Below are 24818 nucleotides of genomic sequence, written 5' to 3' on the forward strand. Positions count from 1 at the left end.
TCTCTGCAATTAACAAGTCATATCTTAAAAATACCTTCTTTAGTTCCGTTGCTGTTTTCTCTGTCTGACCAAAATTGAACCTGATCAGAAAGGGAAAACTGTTGCTTCAGCCATACTTGCTAGCAGATACTGGTTGTTTTGTTTTTTTGTGTATAGTATTGATGGTGTGTTATTTACCCTGTTATGAAAGAGCATGGATGCCATGCCGGACAGGATAGGGGAAAATCTGTAACTCTTTCCGGTAATTCTGTAACACCCCGGGGCTGCGGATGCTGTACCTTTGTAACATAAGATTTACTTTCAGGTAAACAGGAAAGATAAAATGGAAACGACAGCGACTATAAAGAATAAAAAGAAGGCGACCTTCCCCGTAGAAGGAATGACCTGTGCCTCCTGCGCGTCGAGCATAGAAAGTATGCTGCGGACCAGGGAAGGTGTACAGGAGGCCAATGTGAATTTTGCCGGTAAAACGCTGCAGGTGGCCTATGCGCCTGACCTTGTAACCCCGGCACAACTACGCGAAACAGTACAGGAAATCGGCTTTGACCTGCTGATCGAAAAGCAAACGGAAGAAGAACTGGAAGCGCGGCAGGCAGCTGCCTTAGCTAATCTGAAGCGGAAGACGATCGTTGCCGGCATTCTGGCTGTTCCGGTGTTTGTACTGGGCATGTTCTTCCATGATACTTTTAGCTGGGGAAACTGGGCCATGCTGCTCCTGACAGCTCCGATCCTGCTGTGGGCCGGACAGCGCTTTTTTGTAGGTGCCTGGCTGCAGGCCAAACACCTGCGCGCCAATATGGATACACTGGTGGCCCTCAGCACAGGTATCGCTTTTATCTTCAGCGTGTTCAACACTATATACCCCGAGTTTTTCCTGAGCCGGGGCCTGATGCCGCACGTGTACTATGAGGCAGTGGCCGTGATCATTGCCTTTATCCTGCTGGGCAAGTACCTGGAAGAAGGAGCCAAAGACAGAAGCTCAGCTGCTATTAAAAAGCTGATGGGCCTGCAGCCGAAAACGGTGCGGGTACTGCGCGAGAACGGCGAAGCCGAGATCAAAATTGAGGAAGTACAAGTGGGCGATAGGGTGCTGGTATTGCCCGGCGACCGCGTGCCGGTGGACGGCGAAGTAGCGTTGGGTGCCTCGTATGTGGATGAAAGTATGCTGAGTGGGGAGCCTTTGCCGGTGCAGAAACAGGCAGGCGACATGCTGTATGCCGGTACCATCAACCAGAAAGGCAGCCTGCAACTCATCGCCCGCAAAACCGGTGGCGAAACCATGCTGGCCCACATCATCAAAATGGTGCAGGAAGCGCAGGGCAGCAAAGCGCCCGTACAGAAGCTGGTCGATAAAATAGCAGGTATCTTTGTGCCGGTGGTGCTGGTTATCGCGGTACTTACCCTGGTGGCTTGGTTGGTGTTTGGCGGACAAGCTTACCTGACAGAGGCGCTGCTGTCGATGATCTCGGTGCTGGTGATTGCCTGCCCGTGTGCGCTGGGATTGGCTACGCCAACGGCCATCATGGTGGGAGTAGGCCGTGGCGCTGAGAGCGGCATTCTGATAAAAGATGCCGAAAGCCTGGAGCACGCACACCGTGTCAATGCCGTGATCCTGGATAAAACAGGTACCATCACGGCCGGCAAGCCAGCTGTTACGGACGTAGTTTGGGTAACGGCAGCCACCGACAGAGAGCACCTGGAGCAATTGTTCTTCTCCATGGAGGGGCAGTCAGAACACCCGATTGCGCAGGCGATTTATACGTTCTACCGCGAGGCAGGTGTCAAGTCGGTGCAGCCGGCGTACTTCAACAGCCTGACCGGTTTAGGCATTGAGGCGGAGTTTGCAGGCGAGCGCTACCTGGCCGGAAATGAAAAGCTGCTGCGCCAGCACAACGTAACCCTACCTGCCGAGTTAGTAGAAGCAGCCCAACAACTGCAGCAGGACGCGAAAACAGTGATCTTCTTCAGCAATGCGGAGCAGGCGCTGGCGGTATTCGCAGTAAGCGATCCGATCAAACCGACTGCTGCTGAAGGTATAAAAGCCATGCAGGAGGCCGGCCTGGAAGTATACATGCTGACAGGCGACAATGCCCAAACCGCCGCCGCTGTAGCGCGTCAGGTAGGGGTAAACCACTACCAGGCAGAACTGCTGCCACAGGATAAGGCTACCTTTGTGAAGCAATTGCAGGCCGAGGGCAAATCGGTAGCGATGGTGGGAGACGGTATAAACGACGCGCAGGCGCTTGCTACCGCCGATGTAAGTATAGCCATGGGCCAGGGCACGGATGTGGCGATGGATGTGGCCGGTATCACGCTCATGCGCTCCGACCTGACGCAGGTAGCAACAGCAGTGCGCTTGTCGCGGGCTACCGTGCAGACGATCCGCCAGAACCTGTTCTGGGCCTTCTTTTACAACGTGATCTGTATTCCGGTAGCCGCCGGTCTGCTGTATCCGTTCACGGGCTTCCTGCTCAATCCAATGATTGCCGGCGCCGCCATGGCTTTGAGCTCGGTATCGGTGGTAAGCAACAGCCTACGCCTGAGAGGCCGCAAACTATAAAGTATAAAATGTGTTTAGTTAATTAATTATGTTAAATATGAAAACCTATAAATTTAAAACAACCATCAACTGCGGAAGCTGCGTGCGTGCCGTAACGCCTCACCTGAACAACCTGGCAGGGGTAGAAGAGTGGAAAGTAGATACTGAGAATCCGAACAAGGTGCTGGAGGTGTCTACCGAATCATTGGACGCGCAAACCATCAGAAGCACCGTAGAGAAAGCGGGCTTCAAAGCAGAGCAGTTGTAAAATAAATCTGATATAAGTGTGCAGGAGGGCAGGTTGACTGATGTCAGCCTGCCTTTTTGTTAAAGAAAAGTATGGATCCTCTTAGAAGGTTTATCAGACAAAGCAAAGCCAGCCATTGACGCACTGACTATTCCCAGGCCCAGCGACTCCCGGGCTTCTTCAATGTTTTTAATATTACCTCTGCCTACTGTTAGCCCCTCATACTTTGCCTGCCATTGTTACACAGCTCCGGCGGCAGCTACAACGCAGGCAATAATTAAAAGTGGTCGACTAGCTTTACCATAAGCTGCCAGAAAGCAAAACGCTGCTGCAATCAGGTAAACAGCCACCCAAACTGCTGCGTCTGGGTCATTGTATTGCAGGGCGGCAAACACAATAAAGCAGAGGCCAAGTATAAAACCGATCACTCGTTTCATAAAATATCTATTGTTTATTATAGATATAGTTATACTTTAATTAAACAGTTATGGTTGTGGCTATGCGTTGAGAATCAGCCACAAATAAAAAAGGCAGCTAGAAGCTGCCCCTTTGATATAACATTCAACACAAAACTATACTTTACTATTTTAAACATTACCAGGCCCATTGCGGGCAAAGTACTCTGCTCGTATTCCGTAATTTGAAACCCAATACTACCTCGTGGCTGCCGGCGTTGCTGGTGCCCAGTGGCGAGGTGCCCGCGTCATAGGCGTAAGCTACATCCAGTAAATGACTCACGTTCAATCCTGCCATCGCCGAAAGCGACTCTTTGTGACGGTATGACATGCCCACCCACAACCTGTTTGCATAAATAGCCTTTACCGATGCATCTACCGAAACCGGGCTGGGTTGGGCCATTTTCACCATCACTGATGGAATAACCGCCATTTCCGGTGCCACATCGATGCGGTAGCCACCTGTTACGAAGTAGTGTTTCTGCAGGCTTCCCTCGTTATCGTCGCCGCTGCCGGTTGTGATCAGCTCGCGTTTGCTTGGCACCAGCTGTGCACCAGCCACACCAACATAAAACTGCTGCGAGTACAGCCAAAGTCCCATGTTCAAGTCAAACTTCAGCTCGTTTACACGTCCATCCATCAGTGCCGGATCGTTCTTGTCGATCACCCGGATAGAAGTAGGATCCAGGCTATACTGGATCAGGCCGGGAGCCACACCGGCCGAAAGGCGCAGCGTACGGCTAAGCGGCTGGTGGTAGGCATAGTTGAAGCTCACGCTGCTACGCTTCAAAGGACCTGTCCTGGTTGTCATGGCCGAAGCGCCGATGCCGTGGTGTGGCCGCACGCGGCGGTGCACGTTCTTTTTCGTAGGGGTTTCCTTGGCCGGCTTGCCTGCATAACCATACCTTACCGGTGTCACATCCTTCATAACAGGCATGTGGAAGGTGAGGTAATAAGACTGCGGCGCACCCTCCAGCCCCGACCACTGGTGCCGGGTACCCAGCTTCAGGTCACCGTAGTCCTCGATGCCTGCAATGGCAGGGTTCAGGAGGTAGTTGTTGAGCGTGTACTGCGAGTACTGCGGCTTCTGCTGGGCCAGTGCCTGACCGGCCAGTAGCAGCACAAAAACAAAGGCTAAAAGTTTTTGCATAGACGGTTATTTAACAATGGTGACGCTTCCTGTCAGCGGCTTTTCTGTTTTATCTAAATGAATGATGTAGTAGTATGTAGCCAATGGCAGTTCCTGCCCGTTCTGGCGTCCGTCCCATGGAGCCTTGTAGCCTTGCGAGCTGAATACCTCGTTGCCCCACTGGTTGAATACCTGCACTTTGCAGTTCGGGTAGCTTTCCAGGTTCAGGATCTCCCAGGTATCGTTCACACCGTCGCGGTTCGGGGTAAAGGTGTTCGGTACAAACACATGCTCCAGCACCGTTACCGTCACCTGGTCGGTGAACACGCAGCCTGTTTCCGTGGTCACGGTTACCGTATAGGTGGTGGTCTTCTCCGGCTTTACCAGCGGGTTAGCCACGTTGGCATCGCTCATACCCACAGCCGGTGACCAGGAGTAGCTCATGCCGCCGCTTGCCTCCAGCGTGGTGCTTCTGCCCCGGATGATGGTCACGTCTTCGCCGGCATTGGCGCTTGGAGCTGTAACCGTTACCGTTACCGCTTTGCGCTCGCTGGCACAGGATAAGGATACTTCCTGCACATAATAAGTAGTGGTACTGATCAGGATTGGTGTGGTGAAGCTGTCGCCCACTTTTACCGGATTGCCGCCTGTTGCTGACGTATACCACTCGAGCCTGCCGCCTTTTCCGGTGGCGGTAAGGGTGGTGCTGGTGCCGGAGCAGATGGTGATACCTTTGGCAATCGGTGATGCTGGCAATGGCGTGATGGTAACGGCTACTACTTCGCTTACCAGCCTGTCGCAGGACTCAGATGTTACCACACGGCGGAACCAGGTGGTTTGCGTCAGGGTGCCCGGGCTGTAGTGCTGCTGGTTAGAGGCACCTGCTGCTGTCATAAAACCTTTGTCCGGCCCAGCCGTGCTGCTCTCCCACAAATACGTATAGTTGCCGCTGCCGCCGGTTGGCAGGGTACCTGTCAGGGTAGTAGGGGCAGTGCCGTAGCAGATGGTCTGGCTGGTGCTGATCTTGTTGTTGGCCATCGGCGGCTTCACTGTAATCAGTACTGCTGCGCTGGTATCCGGATTAGGACCTGAAACCACCACACGACGGAACCATGTTGACTGCGTGAGGGCAGCCGGGCTGTAGTTCTGGCCGCTGCTGTTGCCAGGCGCCGTTACAAAACCAGTGTTCGGGCCTTTGGTGCTGGCAATCCACAAGTATAAATTATCGCCATCGCCGCCTTTTGGCACCGAACCGTTCAGCGGAGCCGGTTTGTTGCCCGCGCAGATGGTTTGGTCGGCATAGATATTATTGTTCGTAATGCCCAGGATCACATCGATTAGCACCGGCTCGGAAACCTGCTCGCAACCACCGGAGAACACGCGGCGACGAAACCACATCGGCTCCTGCAGCGGCTGTGGGCTGTAGTTGCGGCCATTGTTCAGGCCAGCGGCTGGCTGGTAATTGCCGTCCTTGGTCTTGCTGCTTTCCCAGGCATATGTATAGCTGTTCGGGCCGGCGCCTCCAGTTGGCAGGGTGCCGGTGAGCGGAGCCGGTGTCTGGCCGGCATAGATGCTCTGCTTCAGGCCGATGCTGTTGTTGGCAATGGCCGGCGAAACCGTGATGGTTACCACATTTGATACCTGCGAGCAGGCGCCTGATGTTACTACGCGACGGTACTGGGTAGTCGAGGTCAGTACACCTGGTGTCAGACTTGCAGAAGTGGCGTTGCTGATCTTGCGGAACACGCCGTCAGCACCTGCTGCTTCCCAGTAGAAAGTATACTTGGTGCCATCGCCGCCTGTCGGAGTTGAGCTGGTTATGGTAGCAGGTGCATTGCCGGTACAGATGGTCTGGTCGGAGGAGATGGTGTTGTTGGCAATTACCGGGTTTACCACCACACGCACTGGCTCGGACATGTTAAAGCACTCGCCGGCTGTTACCTTGCGGCGGAACCATGTGGTCTGTGTCAGCGCGCCCGGCTGGTAATTCATGCCGTTGTTTACGCCTGCTGCCGGTTCAAAATCGCGGCCGGAGCCTTCGGTACGGCTTTCCCACAGGTATACTGGCTGGTCGTTGCCGCCGGCAGGGCGTGCCGCCAGCAGCTGCGCCGGTTGCTCCCCTGCACAAAAGGTCTGCTCTTTCGTGGTGATGGTGTTGTTCGTGATAGCAGGTTGCACCACCACTTTAATGGCCATACTTACCGACTGCGCGCAAGGAGCGGAGTACACGGTACGTCTGTACCAGGTGGTGGTGCTAAGCGCAGCAGGAGCAGTATAATCCTTTTGGTTGTTCGTGCCGGCAGCTGAAGTATAGTTCACGCCGTCTGTGCTGCTTTCCCACAGGTAGGTATAAGAGCCTTGGCCGCTGCCACCTGCCGGAGCTGCCCCCGTAATCGTGTTCGGTACATCGCCTGCGCAGATGGTTGCCTTGGCAAGTATAAGCGTGTTGTTGCTGATGGCAGGCAATACTTCCACCTTCACCGCTGCACTTATACTTTCAGCACATGGACCGGAAGTTACCGCTCTTCTGAACCAGGTTGGCTTATCCAGCGCGCCCGGCTGGTAAGAAATACCTGTTGCGCCTGCTACAGGGCTAAATCCTGTCTCCGGACCTTTCTCACTGCTTTCCCAACGGTACGTATAAGTACCACTGCCATTTTCCGGCTGAGAACCAGTAATTAAGGCTGGCTGCTGACCGGCACAAACCGGGGCAGTGACGGTGGTAATGGAGTTGCTGCTGATGTTCTTGTTAACCGTTACCACAACGGCCTTGCGCTCGCTGCTGCCGCAACCGTTTACGTTCACCGCCTCCACATAATAAGTAGTAGTGGCATGGAGCGCAGGAGTCTTAAAGCTATAGCCTTCGTACAGGTGCGTATCGGCTGTGGCCGAAGCATACCAGCGGAAGGTGTTGGTCGAGTTGCTGTTCACGGTATGCGTGGCAGGGCTGCCTTCGCAAACCGTAACAGGTGCTACCACAGGCGTTGCTGGCAAGTCCACAACCGTTACTTCCACCACAGCAGAGTAGCTGATACACTCACCTGATACCACTTCGCGCCTGTACCAGGTAGTATTGGTAAGGACAGCCGGGCTGGTGTAGCTGGCTGCGGTATTGGCCCCCGGTGCCGGCTCGAAGGTAGCGTTAGGCCCGGCCGTGCTGTAGAGCCAGCGGTAGGTATAAGAGCCGCTGCCACCTTCCGGAGTCGCTCCGGTAAGTGTAGCTTTCGCCATGCCTTTACAGATGATCTGCTGACCTGCGATCTCGATGGTATTATTTTCGATAGCCGGCTGTACCGTGATCTGTACTTCGTTGCTGATGCTCTCGCCGCACGGGCCTCCGGTTACCACACGACGGTACCACATGGTTTTGTCGTTGATCTGCGGGGTGTAGTTCAGGCCGTTGTTGGTTCCTCTGGCCGGCTCGTAAGCGCCGCCTTGGGTACGCATTTCCCAGCGGTATACGTTGCTGTCGGTGCCACCCTCTGGGGGGCTGCCAACCAATACGGCCGGAGAAGAACCTTTGCAAATGGTCTGGCTGGAAGAAATGGTGTTGTTGGTGATCGGCTTGATCGTTTTCACTTCCACCACCGCGCTCACGATTTCAGCACATGGGCCTGAGGTTACCTTACGGCGGAACCAGGTAGTGGTGCTTAGCGTGCCCGGGCTATAGTTCTGAGCTGTGTTGTTGCCGGCTGCAGTCGTAAAGCTGCCGTTAGCGCCCGTTGTACTGCTCTCCCAGGTATATTCGTATACTTTGTTACCTCCGATAGGCATGCTGCCGATCAGTTCGCCGGCGGTGCCGCCCACACAGACAGGAGCCGTGGCGGTGATGGTGTTATTGGTAAGTGCCGGCGTAACGGTTACTTCCACGGCTGCAGAAGTATGGGAGCAGGAGGCCGAGACCACTACTCTTCTGTACCAAGTAGTTCGGGTAAGGGTGCTTGGCTTGTAGTCTTTGCCGGTTGCGCCGGTAATCTTTTCAAAGCCGGTTGTCGGGCTGGTGATGCTGGCCTCCCAGTAGTACGTATACTTGCCGTCGCCGCCCTGAGGAGTAGATCCGGTAATAGTAGCCGGTGCTTGGCCGTTGCAAATAGTTGGCACACCGGTCAGCGTGTTTTTATCCAGTGCCGAAAGTATGGTTACTTCTGCAGCTATCAAGGGGCTGTAGCAACCGTTCGTAACACCGCGTACATAGTAGGTGGTTTTGCCTTCCGGCAGAATCTCTGTCGTAAAAGCCTTGCCAATAGCCAGCAGTCTGGTGGCAGCGGCATCTTCATACCACTCATACTTGCCGGCGTTGCCTTCGGCTACCAAGGTAGCCTTGTTGCCGGTGCCGCAAAGGATAACAGGAGCTACCACCGGGGCCGGTGTGGCAGGGTATACATCTACTGTCACCGCGGTGCGGGTACTGGTACAGCCGCCGGCTATACTTGTCTGCACGTAAAATGTGGTGGTTTTCTCCAGTGCCGGCGTCGGGAATTCAGCACCTGTAAACAACAGGTTGCCACCTGTTGGCGCATCGTACCAGGCAATTTCACCCTTTGGGCTTAGAACACGAAGTATAGCACTGCTGCCCGGACACATAATAGTGACTGGCTCGGCCTTTGGTGGTTCCGGAAGAGTGTTTACCGTAACCGCCATCTGATCCGAAATTTCGCAGGTGCCGGCTTTATAAGTATAGGTTAGGGTAAAGGTGCCGGCAGCAGCCGGGTTAAAGGTGCCGTCGGCCTGCACGTGCGCAGAGCCGCTCCAGGTGCCGCCTGCCGGTAAGCCTTCCAGTTTAAAAGTGCCGCTGTTCAGGCAGACAATACGGTCGTCGCCGGCATTGACGACCGGAACCGGATCGATGGTAACCACCTGCGTAGCCGGTTCGGATTCGCCGCAGCTGTTGATGGCAACAACAGATACCTCGTAGGTGCCAGGCGTGGTGAATTCTATACTTGGATGGGCCGACGTGCTGCTGGTTCCCGAAGCAAATACCGCCTCCGCAGGGCCTTTTACAGACCAGCGGTAGCCGGTGATCTCGCCCGACTGCGCGTCGTAAACAGGCTGGTGATCCTTGTTAGCTTCCGAAAAAGAGATGGTTTGCGGACCGCAATAGGTATTTGGCTCCGGTAATTTTACAATCGGCTGGTCTGCTATAACAAGGGTTGTATCCTTGGTGCTGGTAATGCTGCAGTTGTTGCTCGTGATAAGCGATACTTTATACTTGCCAGCCTTTGTGAAGTTGAAAACCGGATTGGCCGAAGAAGCCTGGGAACCCGGCGCAAAGGCCCAGCCATCGGTAGCGTCTACCTGCCACAGGTACTGCAGGTCCTGCCCGGTGGATTTGTTAGTTGCCGCAAAGCTGGCAGGGGCACAAGTACCATTAAAGCTCAACGAGAAGTCTGCTTTCGGGATATCGTTTACGATGATGGTGCGCTCTTTGGTGCTGGGCATACAGGTAGAGTTCTGGTCCAGCGGCGTAGCGGTCAGGATAAGCTTGTACTCGCCTGGTACATCGAACCGAACGGTAGGGGAAGGCGTGGTGCTGTTGCTGGCTATGTAGGTCCAGCCGGTTGCCGGTTGTATTTCCCACTGTACTTTATACTTGTCGGTTCTGGAAGAAGCGTCGTAGCCGCTCTTTGTCTGGTCCTGTATCTTGATCGGAACGCCGATACACACCTTGTTTGAAACTGCAAAATCAGCCACAGGACCTTTGGAAATACGGATACCTGTAAAGGTGGCAATGGAGTTGTTACAAGGGTTGGTAGCGGTGCCGCGCAGCGTGAAGCCGTTTGGTTTGTCTTTCGACGACTCAGTAAAGGTATGGCGCAGAATTCGGTCGGCAGGCAGTTCGGAGTGCTTGTAGGTGATGGCCGGGGTGCCGTCGTCGAACTGGAACGTATAAACTGTGAGCGGAGAGTTGCCTTCCACACCCGTGATCTTGAACTCAAACGTTGCTGGTGCACAGTTGGTATTGTTGCCATCGCTGGTGATACCCAAACCAGGGTTACTGCCGATAAACACCTGTTCTGTGGAAGTGCCGGTGCAGCCATCTTCTCCGGTAGCAGTCACGATTATCTTAAAAGAGCCGGCCGAAGTATAGGTGTGACTGGCTGTCTCAAAATCTTTGTCGTAGGTGCTGATTTTGCCATCGCCCCAGTTGATGGTGTAGCTCTTGTTGGTGGCTTTGGTCTTCGAAGTATTCTGTACTTCCAAGTTAAACGAGGCTGCGCTGCCGGAGTAGCTACAGTAGGTGAAGAAGAAATTCGGGTCCTCGATGCTGGCGTCGGGGGTGCCGGCCACGGTAAAAGGCGCAGAGGTGCCTACGCAGCCCTCTGCTGTTGTGGTGGTAACGCTGTAATCGCCAGGTTTAGTGACGGTGATGGACTGGGAAGTGGCGCCGTTAGACCATTTGTAACTGGCGGCCGGGCTGGCCATAAGCACTACCTGTTCGTTCTGGCAAAGCGAAGCGTTGCCAGTAGCAGATATAACAGGGGTGCAGCTTTGCGCCAGGAGCTTGCCTGGGCAGAGCAGATAAAACAGGACGAGCACAGGCAGGAACATGCTCTTCTTTATCAGCTGCATATTAAGTTTTGGTAGTAGTTGGCTATAGTTAAATGTTGTATAGTCCTTTCGGAGCACAGTAAATCAGGCACGCAAAGTCTGTTCCTGGTTACCGTAGCCATGAAGCGGGCATAATAACCTGAAATAAACTATAGTGGGCTCAGTTCATGCAGCTCAGGACTGTAAAAAAGAAGTTAGGAGCGGGTGTATATCCTGCTTTCCTGGCTAAAAATATTAACCTTGAGATCGGGATACCGTATTGTGCAAATCAGAAATGGTGTATAGTTTATTCATAAATTGTACTTTAATAATATTTTAAATAAAAGTATTAATTAAGATGAGGCTCGCCTATAAAGGCATTGTGCATTTATATAGACTGACAAAGCACTAAATGATTGAATAAGTTCAATAACTAAAACTTTTTTTTGGTGCTATTCTTAGAGGGGTGAATTTGTACTTAGTTGTCTTTGTAGTTAGTTGTTGCTCAGGAGTGTAGGGCTTAGGTGAAAGGTAATGACAGGCTTGGGAGAATTGTACTCAAAAGATGAGGTAGGTGTACCTATTAAGTATAGGTTGGTAGAAAAAGTGCTATTTATTAAATTGCTTAATATCAGTAGCTTCCACTAAAATATTGCGTACGGCCACCCAGTATATCCTCCAGCCACTAAAAATGCTCTCCACCGCATAGATCATATTTGTTTCAGAACATCTTCTATATGTAGAAAAAATAATAGTGATTTTCTTATATATTGTCCTATTAAAATTTATTAATAAATGTCTTACTTTTTATAAACCTTCCCTTGTAGCAGCACGTATTTGAGGGTATGAATCTAGCTAATTAGATAAAGTTATATAAGAAATTAATATAACCATATACATTAAGAATAGTGTATTTTGAATATATAAAAGTTGCATGTGGTGTGTTAATACAAGGTTTGCCTCTTTCAACAAAAGCCGGAAACGCCTCCAACCTGTCCTGATATAATTTTTCTAATGTGATGCTAGAAACGCAGGGTTCCTCCTGTAGAAAAGGATTCTTAAATTATTTGCGGACATGATTAAAAAATTACAATAATAAGCTATGAACAGATACCGCCACTACTCTAATATCAATAGAATTTTTCTGCTGATACTAGATATCACACTTATAGCTTTTGCTTTCAAGATATCAAACCTCTTCCGATACGGTAACCTGGAGCTCGAACACCAATACAGCATCTTCTTTGTAATGTTTGGACTGATGTGGTGGATCGTATCCGGTTTCAAAAACTTCGTATTCCGGGTGGATGGGTTTGTGCCTTTAGAGAAAAAGTTTGCTAACCTGCTGAACGCTTTTATACTGCATGCTTTCCTGCTGGCCAGCTGCATCGTAATATTCAACTTAGAACAGTTGTCTCGTTTGCTGCTGTTGTATACTTACCTGTCAACAGCGCTCCTTATCGGCTTTAGCCGCCTGGTACTAGCGCAGGTAAATAAGTACTTCACGCGTTCGGATATGGCTTACTCGCGCTTCGTGATCGTAGGCACAGGACCTGCAGCGATAGCGCTGTACCAGACATTCAACAACAACGACAATCCGGGAACAAAATTCATGGGCTTTTTCGACGATGAGCCCGATATGAACAGCCCGTACAGCAACCTGGTAAAAGGAAGCGTGGATGATCTGAAAGAGTTTTGCCTGCAGAACAGCATTGATGAAGTATACTATACCTTGCCGCTCAACAACAAGGAGCAGATCGATGAGCTATCTGCCTTTGCAGATGACAACTTCCTGTACCTTAGAATAGTGCCTGATTTCAGTGCGATCGTGCAGCGGGATGTTAACATGTATTTCTACAATAACATCCCTATGATCAGCATCCGTAAGGAGCCGCTCGAAATGATCACAAACCGTTTGGTAAAGCGTGCCTTTGATATTGTGTTCTCGCTTGGGGTAATCCTGTTTATGTTCCCGATCCTGCTGCCAATCATTGCGCTGGCAATACGTATCAGCTCACCTGGACCAATTTTCTTCAAGCAATTGCGACCAGGTAAGAAAAACAGGCTGTTTGTGTGCTACAAATTCAGAACGATGCGCGTAAACAACCAGACTGAACTGCAGGCTACCAAGAATGATCCGCGTATTACGCGAGTGGGGGCTTTCCTGCGCAAAACAAACTTGGATGAGTTACCGCAGTTCTTCAATGTGCTACTGGGCGATATGTCGGTTGTAGGACCACGTCCTAACCTGGTGTCTCAGCTGGACCACTATTCAAAAGTGATTACCAAGTATAAAATAAGACACTTTGTAACACCAGGCATCACCGGGTACGCTCAGGTTAGCGGGTTCCGTGGCGAAACCAAGGAAGTGCATTTGATGGAGAAGCGCGTGGAGTATGATGTTAAATACATGGAAAACTGGAGTTTTATGATGGACATGAGAATAATTTTCCTGACTGTTTGGAATATGATTAAGGGCGAAAAAAATGCTTACTAATTCACCTGATATACTTACTGCCGAGGCAGCGCCTCCTTTAAAAGAGAAAAGGAGGCTGCTGACCTCCCTTATCTCGGCAGGTACTTTTAATAATTTCCTGGAGCATATTTTCTGGCTCACTGAAAACCGATCGTCCTCTTATGTATGTTTTGCCAATGTACACATGCTCGTAGAGTCGTATCGTGACAAGCATTTTAACGAGCTGCTTAACAAAGCCGATGTGGCCACTCCGGATGGAAGCCCGGTATCGAAAATAATGCACCTTTTCTACGGCCAGCAGCAAGACCGTGTAGCCGGTATGGACCTGCTGCCCCGATTGTTGCAGGAAGCAGCAGTACGTGGCAAATCGGTATACTTCTACGGCTCTACAGACCAGGTGCTGGAAACGGTAGTTGCCAAAGCCAGAGAGCAATATCCGGAGCTGCGCATTGCCGGTTACTACTCGCCTCCTTTCCGTCAGCTGACAAAAGAGGAAGATGAATCGATCACGCAGATGATCAATGATGCAAAGCCTGACCTTGTGTTTGTAGCACTGGGTTGTCCGAAGCAGGAACGCTGGATGGCCGACCATAAGGGAAGGGTGCAGGCGTGCATGCTGGGTGTAGGGCAGGCTTTCCTGACCTTTGCCGGGCTTGAGAAGCGACTTCCGAAATGGGCACGCGATCTGTCGCTGGAGTGGACGTACAGGCTGTACCTGGAGCCCAAACGGCTATGGAAGCGCTACCTGGTAACCAACAGCCTGTTTGTATTCCTGACGATGAAAGAGCTGCTGCAGCAGAAGCTGAAGCGAAGTTACCGCACCACCGGGTAACCAGAAACGGACAACTAGGGTAAAACCAGTAATGAGATGGCGGAAATACATAGAACACTATTATCGTTTCAGGTTGCCCTACAGCCATTACCGCGAGTGTGTGCGGCAGCACTATACCAATGCCAGGCTCACCAATAGAAGAAACCGCATCCCCTGCGAAGCCATGTTGCAAAGCCGTGGTTATACCAACTGTTTTGCCTGCAGCAACGGCCCTCAACTGTTCCCATCACCTACATCACACCTCCGCCCTTCTGTGGGTATCCGGGTGCTGACAAAATAAAACTAAAAAATAAAATTTAGTTACATCAAAATATAGCAATTGACGTATCAACTACAGTCTGTGTTAAAACATACCATTTCGTAATGCATAACACAGCCTGAAGTGTATAAACCAATTTGAAAACCTAAAACCCTTATAGAAATGAAAGCAGTTATACTGGCAGGTGGCTACGGAACCAGAATAAGTGAGGAAAGTGGCGTAAGACCAAAGCCTATGGTAGAGATCGGAGGCAAGCCGATACTCTGGCACATCATGAAAATATATTCATCACACGGCATAAACGAATTTGTTATCTGCTGTGGCTACAAAGGCCACATGATCAAAGAGTACTTTGCCAACTATTGCCTCTATAACTCCGACGTGACTTTTGACATGCGCAAAAACAGCATGGAAGTGCACCGCAACAACACCGAATCGTGGAAGGTAACACTGGTTGACACGGGCGAAGGCACCATGACCGGTGGCCGTCTGAAGCGCGTGAAAGACTACATCGGAGACGAAACCTTCTGCCTGACCTATGGCGACGGTGTAAGCGATGTGGATGTTACTGCCGCCATCAATTACCACAAAGAGCAAGGTACACTGGCTACACTTACAGCCGTACAGCAACCAGGCCGTTTCGGAGCCTTCACGCTCTCTAACGAAGCCAAGCAGGTGAGCCACTTCCAGGAAAAACCAGAAGGCGGCGACATGCCATGGATCAACGGTGGTTTCTTTGTATTGGAGCCCGGCGTGATCGACTATATAGAAGATGACAGTACGATCTGGGAGCGCGGACCTATGGAACGCCTGGCACAAGAGGGCGAGCTTTCTGCTTACCGCCACACCGGCTTCTGGCAGCCAATGGATACCCTGCGCGACAAGCACGTGCTGGAAGAGCTATGGCAAAGCGGTAAAGCGCCGTGGAATGTATGGCACAAAATGTTGTCAAACGCTATCAACTAATACCTCCCTTTTTATAAACCCCCTTTGTTGAAATATACCCGTAACGTATGAAAATCCTGATAACCGGAAATATGGGTTACGTTGGCCCTGGCGTTGTTAGCCAGCTGCGCGCTACGTACCCGCAAGCAACTATTATCGGCTATGATATGGCCTATTTTGCCTCCTGCCTTACAAATGCCCAATTCTTACCGGAAGCCAAGCTCGATCAGCAGCTGTTTGGAGATGTGCGCACCATGCCGGCAGAGGTACTGAATGGAGTGGACGCTGTAGTGCACCTGGCTGCCATTTCCAACGACCCGATGGGTACTAAATTCGAAGACATAACACTGGATGTTAACTATAGATCATCTATCCGTATAGCCGAAATGGCGAAAGCGGCCGGTGTGAAGAACTATGTGTTTGCATCGAGCTGCAGCATGTATGGCGCAGCTTCCGAGCAGGCGAAGACCGAAGATTCGGAGCTGAACCCGCTGACGGCGTATGCCCGCTCTAAGGTAGCATCTGAGAAGGAACTGGCGCCACTGGCAGGCGATGGTTTTACCGTAACCTGCCTGCGTTTTGCTACGGCCTGCGGCATGAGCGACCGTCTGCGCCTGGACTTGGTACTCAACGACTTCGTAGCTGGTGCAGTATCAACCGGTAAGATCAACATCCTGAGCGACGGCAGCCCTTGGCGTCCGCTGATCCACGTAAAAGACATGGCTCGTGCCATTGAGTGGGCGATCACGCGTGAACCTTCTAACGGTGGCGAGTTCCTGGCGGTGAATGCCGGCAGCAACGAGTGGAACTACCAGGTTAAAGAACTCGCAGAAGCTGTAGCTGAAGTAATTCCGGGTACGGAAGTAAGCGTGAACCTGGAGGCTGCTCCGGATAAGCGATCGTACCGCGTGAACTTCGACCTGTTCAAGTCTCTGGCACCTAACTACCAGCCACAGGTTACGTTAATACAGGCCATTCAGGAGCTCCGCGATGGTTTAACAACTATGGGTTTCAAAGACGGCAACTTCCGCAACTCGCAGTACATGCGCCTGATGGTGCTTACCAGCCTGCAGGAGTCGGAAGCGATTAACCAGCAGTTGCAGTGGAACCACAGCATCTCCAAAGTATCGGAGCAGGAAACAAAATTAGAAACAGCCTAACACCCAGCACATGATCTTTACAGAAACCAAATTAAAAGGTGCTTTTATCATAGATGTGAAGCGCCTGGAAGACGAGCGTGGCTTTTTTGGCCGCTCGTTCTGCCAGAAAGAGTTTGAAGAATTTGGACTAACCAATGACATTCGCCAGGCCAATGTATCTTATAACAAGAAGAAAGGTACCCTGCGCGGCATGCACATGCAATTAGCTCCGAATGAGGAGACCAAGCTGGTACGCTGCACACGTGGTGCAATTTATGATGTGATCATTGACATGCGTCCGGACTCTGAAACTTACAAACAGTGGATAGGCGTGGAGCTTACCGCCGACAACTATAGAATGCTGTTTGTGCCGGAAGGCTTTGCACACGGTTTCATTACGCTGGAAGATAACACCGATGTAACCTATAATGTTACTGAGTTCTATACGCCGGGTGCTGAACGCGGCATTCGTTGGAATGATCCTGCCTTTAACATCCAGTGGCCAATCGAGCCGGTTGTGATCTCTGAGAAAGATCAGGCACATCCTGATTTTGAAGAAGTATCCAAAGAAACTGAGGGAAAGCTGCTGGTTTAGTCCGGCAGCTTTTCTATATCCACCCTTAGCAAAACAAACATGATATTAGTAGATACCGCCCTGGCCAAGCGTCAGGCAGAAAACAATCCGATCCGGGTAGCCATGGTTGGCGCCGGGTTCATGGGCCGCGGCATTGCCCTGCAGATCTGCAACTATGTGCCGGGTATGGAGCTGGTGGCCATCGCCAACCGCGACATCGAGAAAGCAAAAAGAGCCTACACCGAAGCCGGTGTAGCAGACGTACAGGAGGCCAACAGCCTTTCCAAGCTAGAAGAAAACATCCGCAACGGCAAGTATAGCATCACCGACGATGCCATGCTGCTGTGCGACGCAGAAGGCATTGATGCCATCATTGAAGTAACCGGTGCTGTAGAATTCGGTACCAACGTAGCTATGCGCGCTATTCAGGGAGGCAAGCACATCATCATGATGAATGCCGAAGTAGATGGCACCGTAGGTCCTATTCTGAAAGTATACGCTGACAAAGCAGGCGTGGTGTTCACGAATGCCGACGGCGACCAGCCGGGTGTGATCATGAACCTGTACCGTTTTGTGAAGGGCCTTGGCGTGAAGCCGGTGCTTTGTGGTAACATCAAAGGCCTGCACGACCCGTACCGCAACCCAACTACCCAGAAAGGGTTTGCCGAGAAATGGGGACAGAACCCGTCGATGGTGACCTCGTTTGCCGATGGCAGCAAAATCTCGTTTGAGCAGGCCATTGTAGCCAACGGTACCGGAATGCGCGTAGGCAAACGCGGCATGCACGGGCCAACTGTTCCATCGGGTACGCCGCTGAAAGATGTGGTGCACAACCTGTACCCACTGGAGGAACTGCTGGAAGGACCGGGTATTGTGGATTACATCGTAGGCGCAGAGCCAGGACCGGGCGTGTTCGTACTGGGCACACACGACCACCCGACACAGCAGCATTACCTGAACCTCTACAAGCTGGGCGAAGGTCCGCTGTACTTGTTCTACACGCCGTACCACCTGTGCCACTTCGAAGTGCCAAGTACTGTAGCGCGTGCCGTGCTGTTTAACGACGCAGCCCTTACGCCAACGTACGGCCCATGTGTAGAAGTGGTAGCAGCCGCTAAAATCGACCTGAAAGCAGGCGAAATAATCGATCCGATCGGGCACTACATGACCTACGGCCTGTGCGAGAACGCTGACACTACGCAGCAGGAAAACCTGTTGCCAATTGGTGTGGCAGAAGGCTGTATCCTGAAGCACGATGTGCCAAAAGACCGCGTGCTGACGTATGACGATGTAATTTTGCCGGAAGGACGACTTGTAGACAAACTGCGTAAAGAGCAGGTAGCTTATTTCAGCAAAGAAGCTGCTAACGTAGAAGCTGTTTAAAGTATAACAAGCGCAAGTATAAGCAGGGACTCTTGCTTATACTTTGCATAAACGCCCCTGATTAAGGTATGGCGCAATGTATAAACCAGAGAGAAGTGGTGGGAATCGTGCCGGCCGGAGGAATGGCTACACGGATCTCACCACTTCCTTGTAGTAAGGAGCTGTTCCCGATCGGCTTTCGCGAAGGACAGGAAGGAACGCGGCCGATGGTTGTGAGCCAGTACCTGCTGGAGCAATACCGCACTGCCGGCGTAGAGAAAACATACATTTTGTTACGGAGCGGGAAATGGGATATTGCAAATTATTACGGCGACGGCACGATGGTTGGTCAGCGGTTGGCTTATCTGCTGTTGCACCAGACGCCCAGCGTGCCGTATACCATTGATCAGGCGTATCCTTTTGTAAAAGATGCCACGGTGATTTTCGGTTTTCCGGATATCATCGTGCAGCAGGCAAATGTATTTCAATCGCTGCTGCAGCGGCTGGAGGAGCGTAAAGCCGACCTGGTGCTGGGGTTGTTTCCGGTAGCGGAGCCGCATAAATGGGATATGGTATACCTCTCAGAAGGGCAGACGCGCGTACAACAGATCATACCCAAACCGGGACCTGTGGATGCCCGCTACTCCTGGACAGTAGCAGCCTGGTCACCAAAATTTACAGCGTTTCTGCACACGTACCTGGCAAGTATAAAAGATCATACTTCAGGAAGCGAACTGAGCCTGGGAGAGGTGATGCAGGCAAGTATAAACGCAGGTCTTGTGGTAGAAAGCGTGGTGTTTGAAAAAGGCACTTGCCTCGATATCGGCACGCCGGAAGACCTGCAGCGGGCAGTGCAGCAATACAGTGGCACTCCCTAGTAACAACATCGTACATGAGAATCTTATTCATACATAACAAGTACAAGGAGCGAGGGGGCGAAGACAGCGTTTTTGAAGCGGAAACTGAACTCCTGCAGGCGCACGGCCACGAGGTACGCTCACTGATATTCGACAACAGTGGCATTGATTCGCTGGCATCGGTACTGAAGCTGTCGTACAAGATGTTTTACAACTCGGATGCGGCTAAAGCGCTGGAAGCAGAGATTACTGCCTTCCGTCCGGAGGTGATCCACGTGCACAACTTCTTTTATGTAGCTTCTCCGGCTGTGTTCTTCGTGGCTAACAAGTATAAAATTCCGGTGTTTTTCACGGTGCACAATTTCCGGCTGATCTGCTCCGGGGCCCTGCTGCTGCGAGATGGTAAAGTATGCGAACAATGCGTACAAAGTATACTTCCGCTGCAGGGTATCATCCATGGCTGCCATCGCGGGTCAAAACTGCAGACGGCCCAGCTTACTTTCATGACCTCGTTCCACAAGTTGGTGGGCACCTGGCGGAACAAAGTTACCCGCTACGTAGTGCTGACAGAATTTGCCAAGCAAAAGCTCCTGAACTCCAGCCTGGGGCTGAAGCCGGAGCAGATTGTGGTAAAGCCCAATTGCGTGGACGACAAAGGCTACACTGGCCCGGAACAGCGCCAGGATTATTTCCTGTTCATCGGCCGCCTGACGGAAGAGAAGGGAATTGATGTGCTGCTGAAGGCACGCGATCTGGCTGATTTCCCAATCAAAATTATAGGTACAGGACCGCTGGCTCCTTTAGCAGAAGAGTATGCTGCCAAGTATGAAAACGTAGAATACCTGGGCTTCCGTGACAGCGGGTTCATCATGCAGATGCTGAAAGGAAGCCGAGCACTGGTATTTCCATCCATCTGGTACGAAGGCATGCCGCGCACCATACTGGAAGCCTACAGCACCGGCACACCGGTTATCGCTTCCGATATCGAAAACATCAACGAACTTGTAGCCGACAAGTATAACGGGCTGCATTTTAAAACCGGAAGTCCTGAGGCCTTGGCCGGGGTGCTGCAGAAGTATAACCCGGAAGCAAACGCCGAGCAGGCAGCGCTGTATGAGCAGGCAAGACAGACATTCCTGGAGAAGTATACCTACGAGGGCAACTATAACCAGCTGATCGGCTTGTACCGTAGCCTGGCGAAACAGGAAGAAGCACTGGAGCTGCATACTTAATCAGCCAACCTATCAGCTACTAAACAAGAGCGCCTCTGCATTTAACTTGCAGAGGCGCTCTTGTTATTTAGTGTGATGTTGGCTAGGCTACTTTGATGCGGCGTGTCTCTTTTTTCTCTTCTACAGCAACCCGTTGGAAGACGTCGAGCACTTTATCTACATCCACTTTCAGGTGCTGGCGCTGGCCCTGTGTTACATTTCGTACCTTCCCTGTGCTCTTACAGATAATGTACTCATAATCCAGGTCAACCTTATCGGCTATATCATAGAAAGGCTCTACAACAAAACCTTCGTTAAAGATCTCCAGTACCTTTGTGCCCGGTTTGCAGAACATCATACTGATCAGGCCTGCACCGGTGGCAGATACAACCAGTTTTGCTTTTGAAAAAAGTTTGATCTTCTCTTTCACCGACAGCTGGCTCGATACAATGGTTTTTACACCGTACGGTTCCAGTTTCTCCAGCAGCTCTTTCTCATTGAGTACATTCCTGATCTTGGAGTCGCTGCGGCTGATGTAGATGTAGGGGTCTTTTTCATCTTTACTTGTTGACTCCTCGTCCTCAACAAGCGGCAGGAAGGCGTCCCGGAGATATTGGCAGAGCCATACAGGCACCAGTGTATGGCTGCCGCGCGGCGCCGTGGAGGCCACTACACAATCGGCTGCAATATGCGTGTGCTGGTCGCCGGCAATAATTTTTTCGCGCGGGATGCCCAGCATGTCGAGCGTTTCAGTCTGGTAGTCGTAGTTGAGGCTCGGCACCAGGAACCAGTCTATCGTATCGTACAATCCGCTTTTGCGCAGCAAATGCAGGCGTGGCAGCACATCCAGGAACCAGTGGCTGATGTTGTTGATGCCTGCCCCGCCGGAAAGCAGGGAGAAGACGGTACCTTCATACTTTTCAGGGATCGTAAAGTAGCGTTGCTCAAAAATATTGTTGAGGTTTGGCTCCGTTACAATACCATAAGTCAGGTTCAGTGATACGTTTTCCACTACACGGTTGTACTGGCTGATGATGGCTACGCTGCTCTCGTTGTCCGTATAAACGCGCCCGTTGGGTACCTCCACGATCATGTAGTCGGTTTCGACACTGCGCTTGGGCTTCCAGTAATCAGAACAGGCCTGGTAGAGGTCCTCTGAAATATTGAGGGTGGTAACGTGGCTGGGGTATATGTTGTGTACGTTCACCTCCCGTTTGTTGATGATCGACAGGTCATTAAGGGTGATTCTGCACACTCCGCTGGGCTTGTAGCGTGTGTTATAGGGTACGAATTTGCCAAAGATCTTCTTCAGCTTTCGGGTGCCTTTCTTATACAAGGTTCTCATATTCATTTTTTCCGGTTTGTTAAGCTATACAACCTTTTATTCTGCAGGTTGATAGGTAGTTAAGTTGTTTTCAGTTTTATCTTTCCCGGTGTATCCTACCAGGTATTTCTCTTCTTTTTGTTCTGTGTTATACTTTGGGCTGTTGTTTAACTGCTGAGCCACCAGATTCGCCGCCTGTTTTACGGCGATATCGTTCCAGTGGCCATCGTCGTTGGGAAACAAAAACGTATTCTCGGCATGGTACATGTGTTCAAAAGTGCTCTGGGTGTCTACCACATCAATGTTGCGCTGGCGCAGTTCCGCGATCAGCCGTGGCAGGAAATCCGGTTTCCGGCGCGAAGGCAGCATCTGGTAGTAAATGTTTTCTTTGTTTGGTATCGGCAGGAATAAAAACCGCATGCCTTTTGCCTGAAGCACATTGCGGTAGCCTTCCAGCACATCTGCAATCTGATTTACTTCTTCCTGGCTGTAGGTCCGGTTGGCTGTATCGCCCTGTATAAAAAACTGGTTGTCGTAGGCAATGTATTCTTTCTTGCCCAGGGCACGGTCTATACTTGCCAGGGTGCGGCGGTAAAGCGCGAGTTTGGAAATGCGGTCGGCTGTAACGGCCAGGTGCGTAAGTACAGGCGATGAGCCAATAAGATTACCTGTGAAATCCCTTACTTTAGACTGAAAACCATTGGAGCCTACAGCTGGCAGGGCTGGTATACGGCGCTCGATGCTGGATACGATCACCACTTCCGGCGGATTTTGCTGAAAACGGCTGGTAGCCAGAAAGCGGTTCACGGTGGCAGGAGCAAAGGAGTATACTTCCTTGTTGAGCTGACGCTCCAATACCTCGGCCAGTGTTTCTTCCTGTGTCAGTTTTACTCCGGTGATGTTCGAATCCCCGATCAGCAGCACATCGCATTTCGAGTCGCGGTTGCGGTAGCCGTATGCATCGGTATACCACTCCACCACCTTCTTTTTAGCAAAAGAGGTGTGCGGGGCCAGTTCTCCCTCTTCTTCCATTTTGATGTACATGTTCGGGTAAAAGGGACCAGACATGATCTGCATCTCGTTTACGGCAAGCGTCTCCCATACTCTGAACGTAAAGAAATTAATGGGCAGCACAGCAGCCTCGATAAGCGGCCAGACTGCGAAGGGAAGTAGCAGCAAGGTTAGTTTCAGCAGCAGCTTTTTTACGCCAGTGTTTTGCATAACCTTATCTCTTTAAAACTGAAAGTATATAAACTCCTGATGTCCGAACTGCCCGAAGAGCAGTAGGACGATGATGGCCAGGTAGTACACGCTCCACCTCACCCAGGCCGGCCGCTGCAGGATGAGCTGCGATACGCTGCCGTTGCGCTGTATGAGATGCACTGTTTCCATCAGGATGATGGAGAGTACCGATACTGTAAATACTTTCACTCCCTGGTCTAAAAATAGAATATGGTTAATATTTACTGTATTCAGCTGTGTAATGTTACCTAATCCGGTAATGCTGTTGCGGATAATGTAATAAGCATCGCCGATGTTGTTGGCTCTGAAGAAAATCCAGGAGAAGCATACCAGTGCAAACACGGTCAGCACCTGCACCCATTTGTATACTTGCGGGTAGCTGGTAAGGCCGATCTGTTGTACCAAACGGTTGCGCTGTTCTTTTGTGATCATACCAAACACTTGGTACATGCCGTGCAGGGCACCCCATACTACGAAGGTCCAGTTTGCCCCGTGCCACAGGCCGCTTACCAGAAACACGATGAACAGGTTGTAGTACCAGCGCCACTTTACCACGCGGTTACCACCCAATGGAATGTAGAGGTAGTCGCGGAACCAGGTAGATAAGGAGATGTGCCAGCGGCTCCAGAACTCGGGTATGGATTTGGCAAAGTATGGGCTGCGGAAGTTCTCCATCAACCGGAAACCCATTACCTGGGCGGCACCGATGGCAATATCAGAGTAGCCCGAAAAATCGCAGTAGATTTGAAAGGCAAAGAACACGGTAGCGATAACGAGCGAAATGCCTTCAAAATCAACGGGGTTGTTGTATACCTGGTTTACCATCAGGGCAAGGTTATCGGCAATCATGATCTTTTTGAAAAAGCCCCAGGCCATTCTCCGCAGACCTGCCACTACCCGGCTGTATTCAAAGCTATGGTACTCGTGCAACTGCCCCAGCAAATTGCCCGCCCGCTCGATCGGGCCTGCCACCAGCTGCGGAAAGAACGTGACAAAGAGCGCAAAAATGCCCAGGTGCCGCTCTGGTTTTATACGACCATGATACACGTCTATCGTGTAGCTCATCGTCTGGAAAGTATAAAAAGAGATGCCCATGGGCAGGAGCAGCTCAAAGGCAGGCATGGCATAGGGCACATGCAGTGCCTGAGCGAGCTCGTGTGCGCTGTCATTAAAAAAGTTATAATACTTGAACAGGAGCAGAGTGGCCAGATTGGCAAACAAACTGATGCAGAGGTAAGGCTTTCGCTTTTCTTTCTCGCTGTCATCATACCTGCCCATTGCCCGGCTGCACAGGTAATCCACCATGGTTGAGAAGATCAGTATAACAGCGTAAGCCGGCTTCCAGGACATGTAAAAGTAGTAGCTGGCAAGAAGCAGAATCAGCCACCTTCTGTTAAAAGGAGTCAGGAAGTATAGCGTAACTACTACCGGAAAGAAAATAAAGAATTCAGTAGAGTTAAATAGCATACAAACAGTCTTAGGGTGTTAATAAAGCACAAATCGTTTCAGGCCAGCCATGCTGAAATAACAGGGTTTGCACTGATCTGAGTTGGGTGTTGGTCAGTATGATTTAAGTATATTATATAGTTGTTTGGCTAAAAGGTTGGGCTTTTGAAGCTATATTTTTTGTTTAAAATATAATTTAAGTATAATATATTGATTGTTAGTGGATTGCGTGTTGTATTTGATGGGGTATGTT

At 51.0% G+C, this 24818-nt stretch carries 17 protein-coding genes; 11 read left to right on the forward strand and 6 right to left on the reverse strand.

Annotation, left to right across the window (positions count from 1 at the left end; all coding sequences use genetic code 11):
* The first annotated feature begins 322 nt into the window (after positions 1–322).
* Positions 323–2560 (forward strand): heavy metal translocating P-type ATPase, encoded by a 2238-nt coding sequence (locus tag MJ611_RS07605; RefSeq protein WP_250429069.1) that lies wholly within the window; start codon positions 323–325, stop codon positions 2558–2560.
* A gap of 37 nt (positions 2561–2597) precedes the next feature.
* On the forward strand, positions 2598–2807 hold the full coding sequence (locus tag MJ611_RS07610) for a heavy-metal-associated domain-containing protein (RefSeq protein WP_250429070.1): 210 nt from the start codon (positions 2598–2600) through the stop codon (positions 2805–2807).
* Between the two features lie 218 nt (positions 2808–3025).
* On the opposite strand, the gene MJ611_RS07615 is transcribed toward MJ611_RS07610, so the two are convergent.
* From MJ611_RS07615 to MJ611_RS07625, 3 genes are all read right to left on the reverse strand, one after another.
* A complete protein-coding gene (locus MJ611_RS07615) occupies positions 3026–3223 on the reverse strand; it encodes a transmembrane 220 family protein (RefSeq protein WP_250429071.1) in 198 nt (65 codons plus the stop codon).
* 157 nt (positions 3224–3380) lie between these two features.
* Positions 3381–4391 carry a PorP/SprF family type IX secretion system membrane protein gene (locus tag MJ611_RS07620; RefSeq protein WP_250429072.1) on the reverse strand — a complete coding sequence of 337 codons (1011 nt, stop codon included), beginning with the start codon at positions 4389–4391 and terminating at the stop codon, positions 3381–3383.
* A 6-nt stretch (positions 4392–4397) separates the two neighbouring features.
* Positions 4398–10940: an Ig-like domain-containing protein gene (locus tag MJ611_RS07625; protein WP_250429073.1), complete on the reverse strand. Its 6543-nt coding sequence runs from the start codon at positions 10938–10940 to the stop codon at positions 4398–4400.
* Positions 10941–12000: 1060 nt separating this feature from the next.
* Between MJ611_RS07625 and MJ611_RS07630 the strand changes: the two genes are divergently transcribed.
* The 9 genes from MJ611_RS07630 to MJ611_RS07670 all read left to right on the forward strand — a co-directional run bounded on the left by MJ611_RS07630 (position 12001) and on the right by MJ611_RS07670 (position 20574).
* Complete coding sequence (locus tag MJ611_RS07630) at positions 12001–13395, forward strand: undecaprenyl-phosphate glucose phosphotransferase (RefSeq protein ID WP_250429074.1); 1395 nt, start codon at positions 12001–12003, stop codon at positions 13393–13395.
* Positions 13385–14206, forward strand: a complete 822-nt coding sequence (locus MJ611_RS07635; protein ID WP_250429075.1) for a WecB/TagA/CpsF family glycosyltransferase — start codon at positions 13385–13387, stop codon at positions 14204–14206. Before MJ611_RS07630 ends, MJ611_RS07635 begins: the two co-directional genes overlap by 11 nt.
* A 31-nt stretch (positions 14207–14237) precedes the next feature.
* Complete coding sequence (locus MJ611_RS07640) at positions 14238–14486, forward strand: hypothetical protein (RefSeq protein WP_250429076.1); 249 nt, start codon at positions 14238–14240, stop codon at positions 14484–14486.
* A 141-nt stretch (positions 14487–14627) separates the two neighbouring features.
* Positions 14628–15431, forward strand: a complete 804-nt coding sequence (gene rfbF / locus MJ611_RS07645) for a glucose-1-phosphate cytidylyltransferase (protein WP_250429077.1) — start codon at positions 14628–14630, stop codon at positions 15429–15431.
* Positions 15432–15478: 47 nt separating this feature from the next.
* Entirely contained in the window at positions 15479–16570 is a 1092-nt protein-coding gene (locus MJ611_RS07650) for an NAD-dependent epimerase/dehydratase family protein (protein WP_250429078.1), read from the forward strand.
* 10 nt (positions 16571–16580) lie between these two features.
* Positions 16581–17144: a dTDP-4-dehydrorhamnose 3,5-epimerase gene (gene rfbC, locus MJ611_RS07655; RefSeq protein WP_250429079.1), complete on the forward strand. Its 564-nt coding sequence runs from the start codon at positions 16581–16583 to the stop codon at positions 17142–17144.
* Positions 17145–17183: 39 nt separating this feature from the next.
* Positions 17184–18506: an NAD(P)H-dependent oxidoreductase gene (locus tag MJ611_RS07660; RefSeq protein WP_250429080.1), complete on the forward strand. Its 1323-nt coding sequence runs from the start codon at positions 17184–17186 to the stop codon at positions 18504–18506.
* Positions 18507–18574: 68 nt separating this feature from the next.
* A complete protein-coding gene (locus tag MJ611_RS07665; protein ID WP_250429081.1) occupies positions 18575–19363 on the forward strand; it encodes a nucleotidyltransferase family protein in 789 nt (262 codons plus the stop codon).
* Positions 19364–19377: 14 nt separating this feature from the next.
* Positions 19378–20574 (forward strand): glycosyltransferase family 4 protein, encoded by a 1197-nt coding sequence (locus tag MJ611_RS07670; RefSeq protein ID WP_250429082.1) that lies wholly within the window; start codon positions 19378–19380, stop codon positions 20572–20574.
* 82 nt (positions 20575–20656) lie between these two features.
* Here MJ611_RS07670 and MJ611_RS07675 read toward each other — a convergent pair whose 3' ends face one another.
* From MJ611_RS07675 to MJ611_RS07685, 3 genes are read right to left on the reverse strand one after another with little or no spacing between them, the layout of a single operon-like run.
* Positions 20657–21898: a glycosyltransferase family 61 protein gene (locus tag MJ611_RS07675; protein ID WP_250429083.1), complete on the reverse strand. Its 1242-nt coding sequence runs from the start codon at positions 21896–21898 to the stop codon at positions 20657–20659.
* A 36-nt stretch (positions 21899–21934) separates the two neighbouring features.
* Complete coding sequence (locus tag MJ611_RS07680; RefSeq protein WP_250429084.1) at positions 21935–23098, reverse strand: alginate O-acetyltransferase AlgX-related protein; 1164 nt, start codon at positions 23096–23098, stop codon at positions 21935–21937.
* Between the two features lie 12 nt (positions 23099–23110).
* On the reverse strand, positions 23111–24586 hold the full coding sequence (locus tag MJ611_RS07685; RefSeq protein ID WP_250429085.1) for an MBOAT family O-acyltransferase: 1476 nt from the start codon (positions 24584–24586) through the stop codon (positions 23111–23113).
* Positions 24587–24818 lie beyond the last annotated feature (232 nt).

Origin of the sequence: Pontibacter ruber (genome assembly GCF_023630205.1) — a bacterium.
GTDB lineage: Bacteria > Bacteroidota > Bacteroidia > Cytophagales > Hymenobacteraceae > Pontibacter > Pontibacter ruber.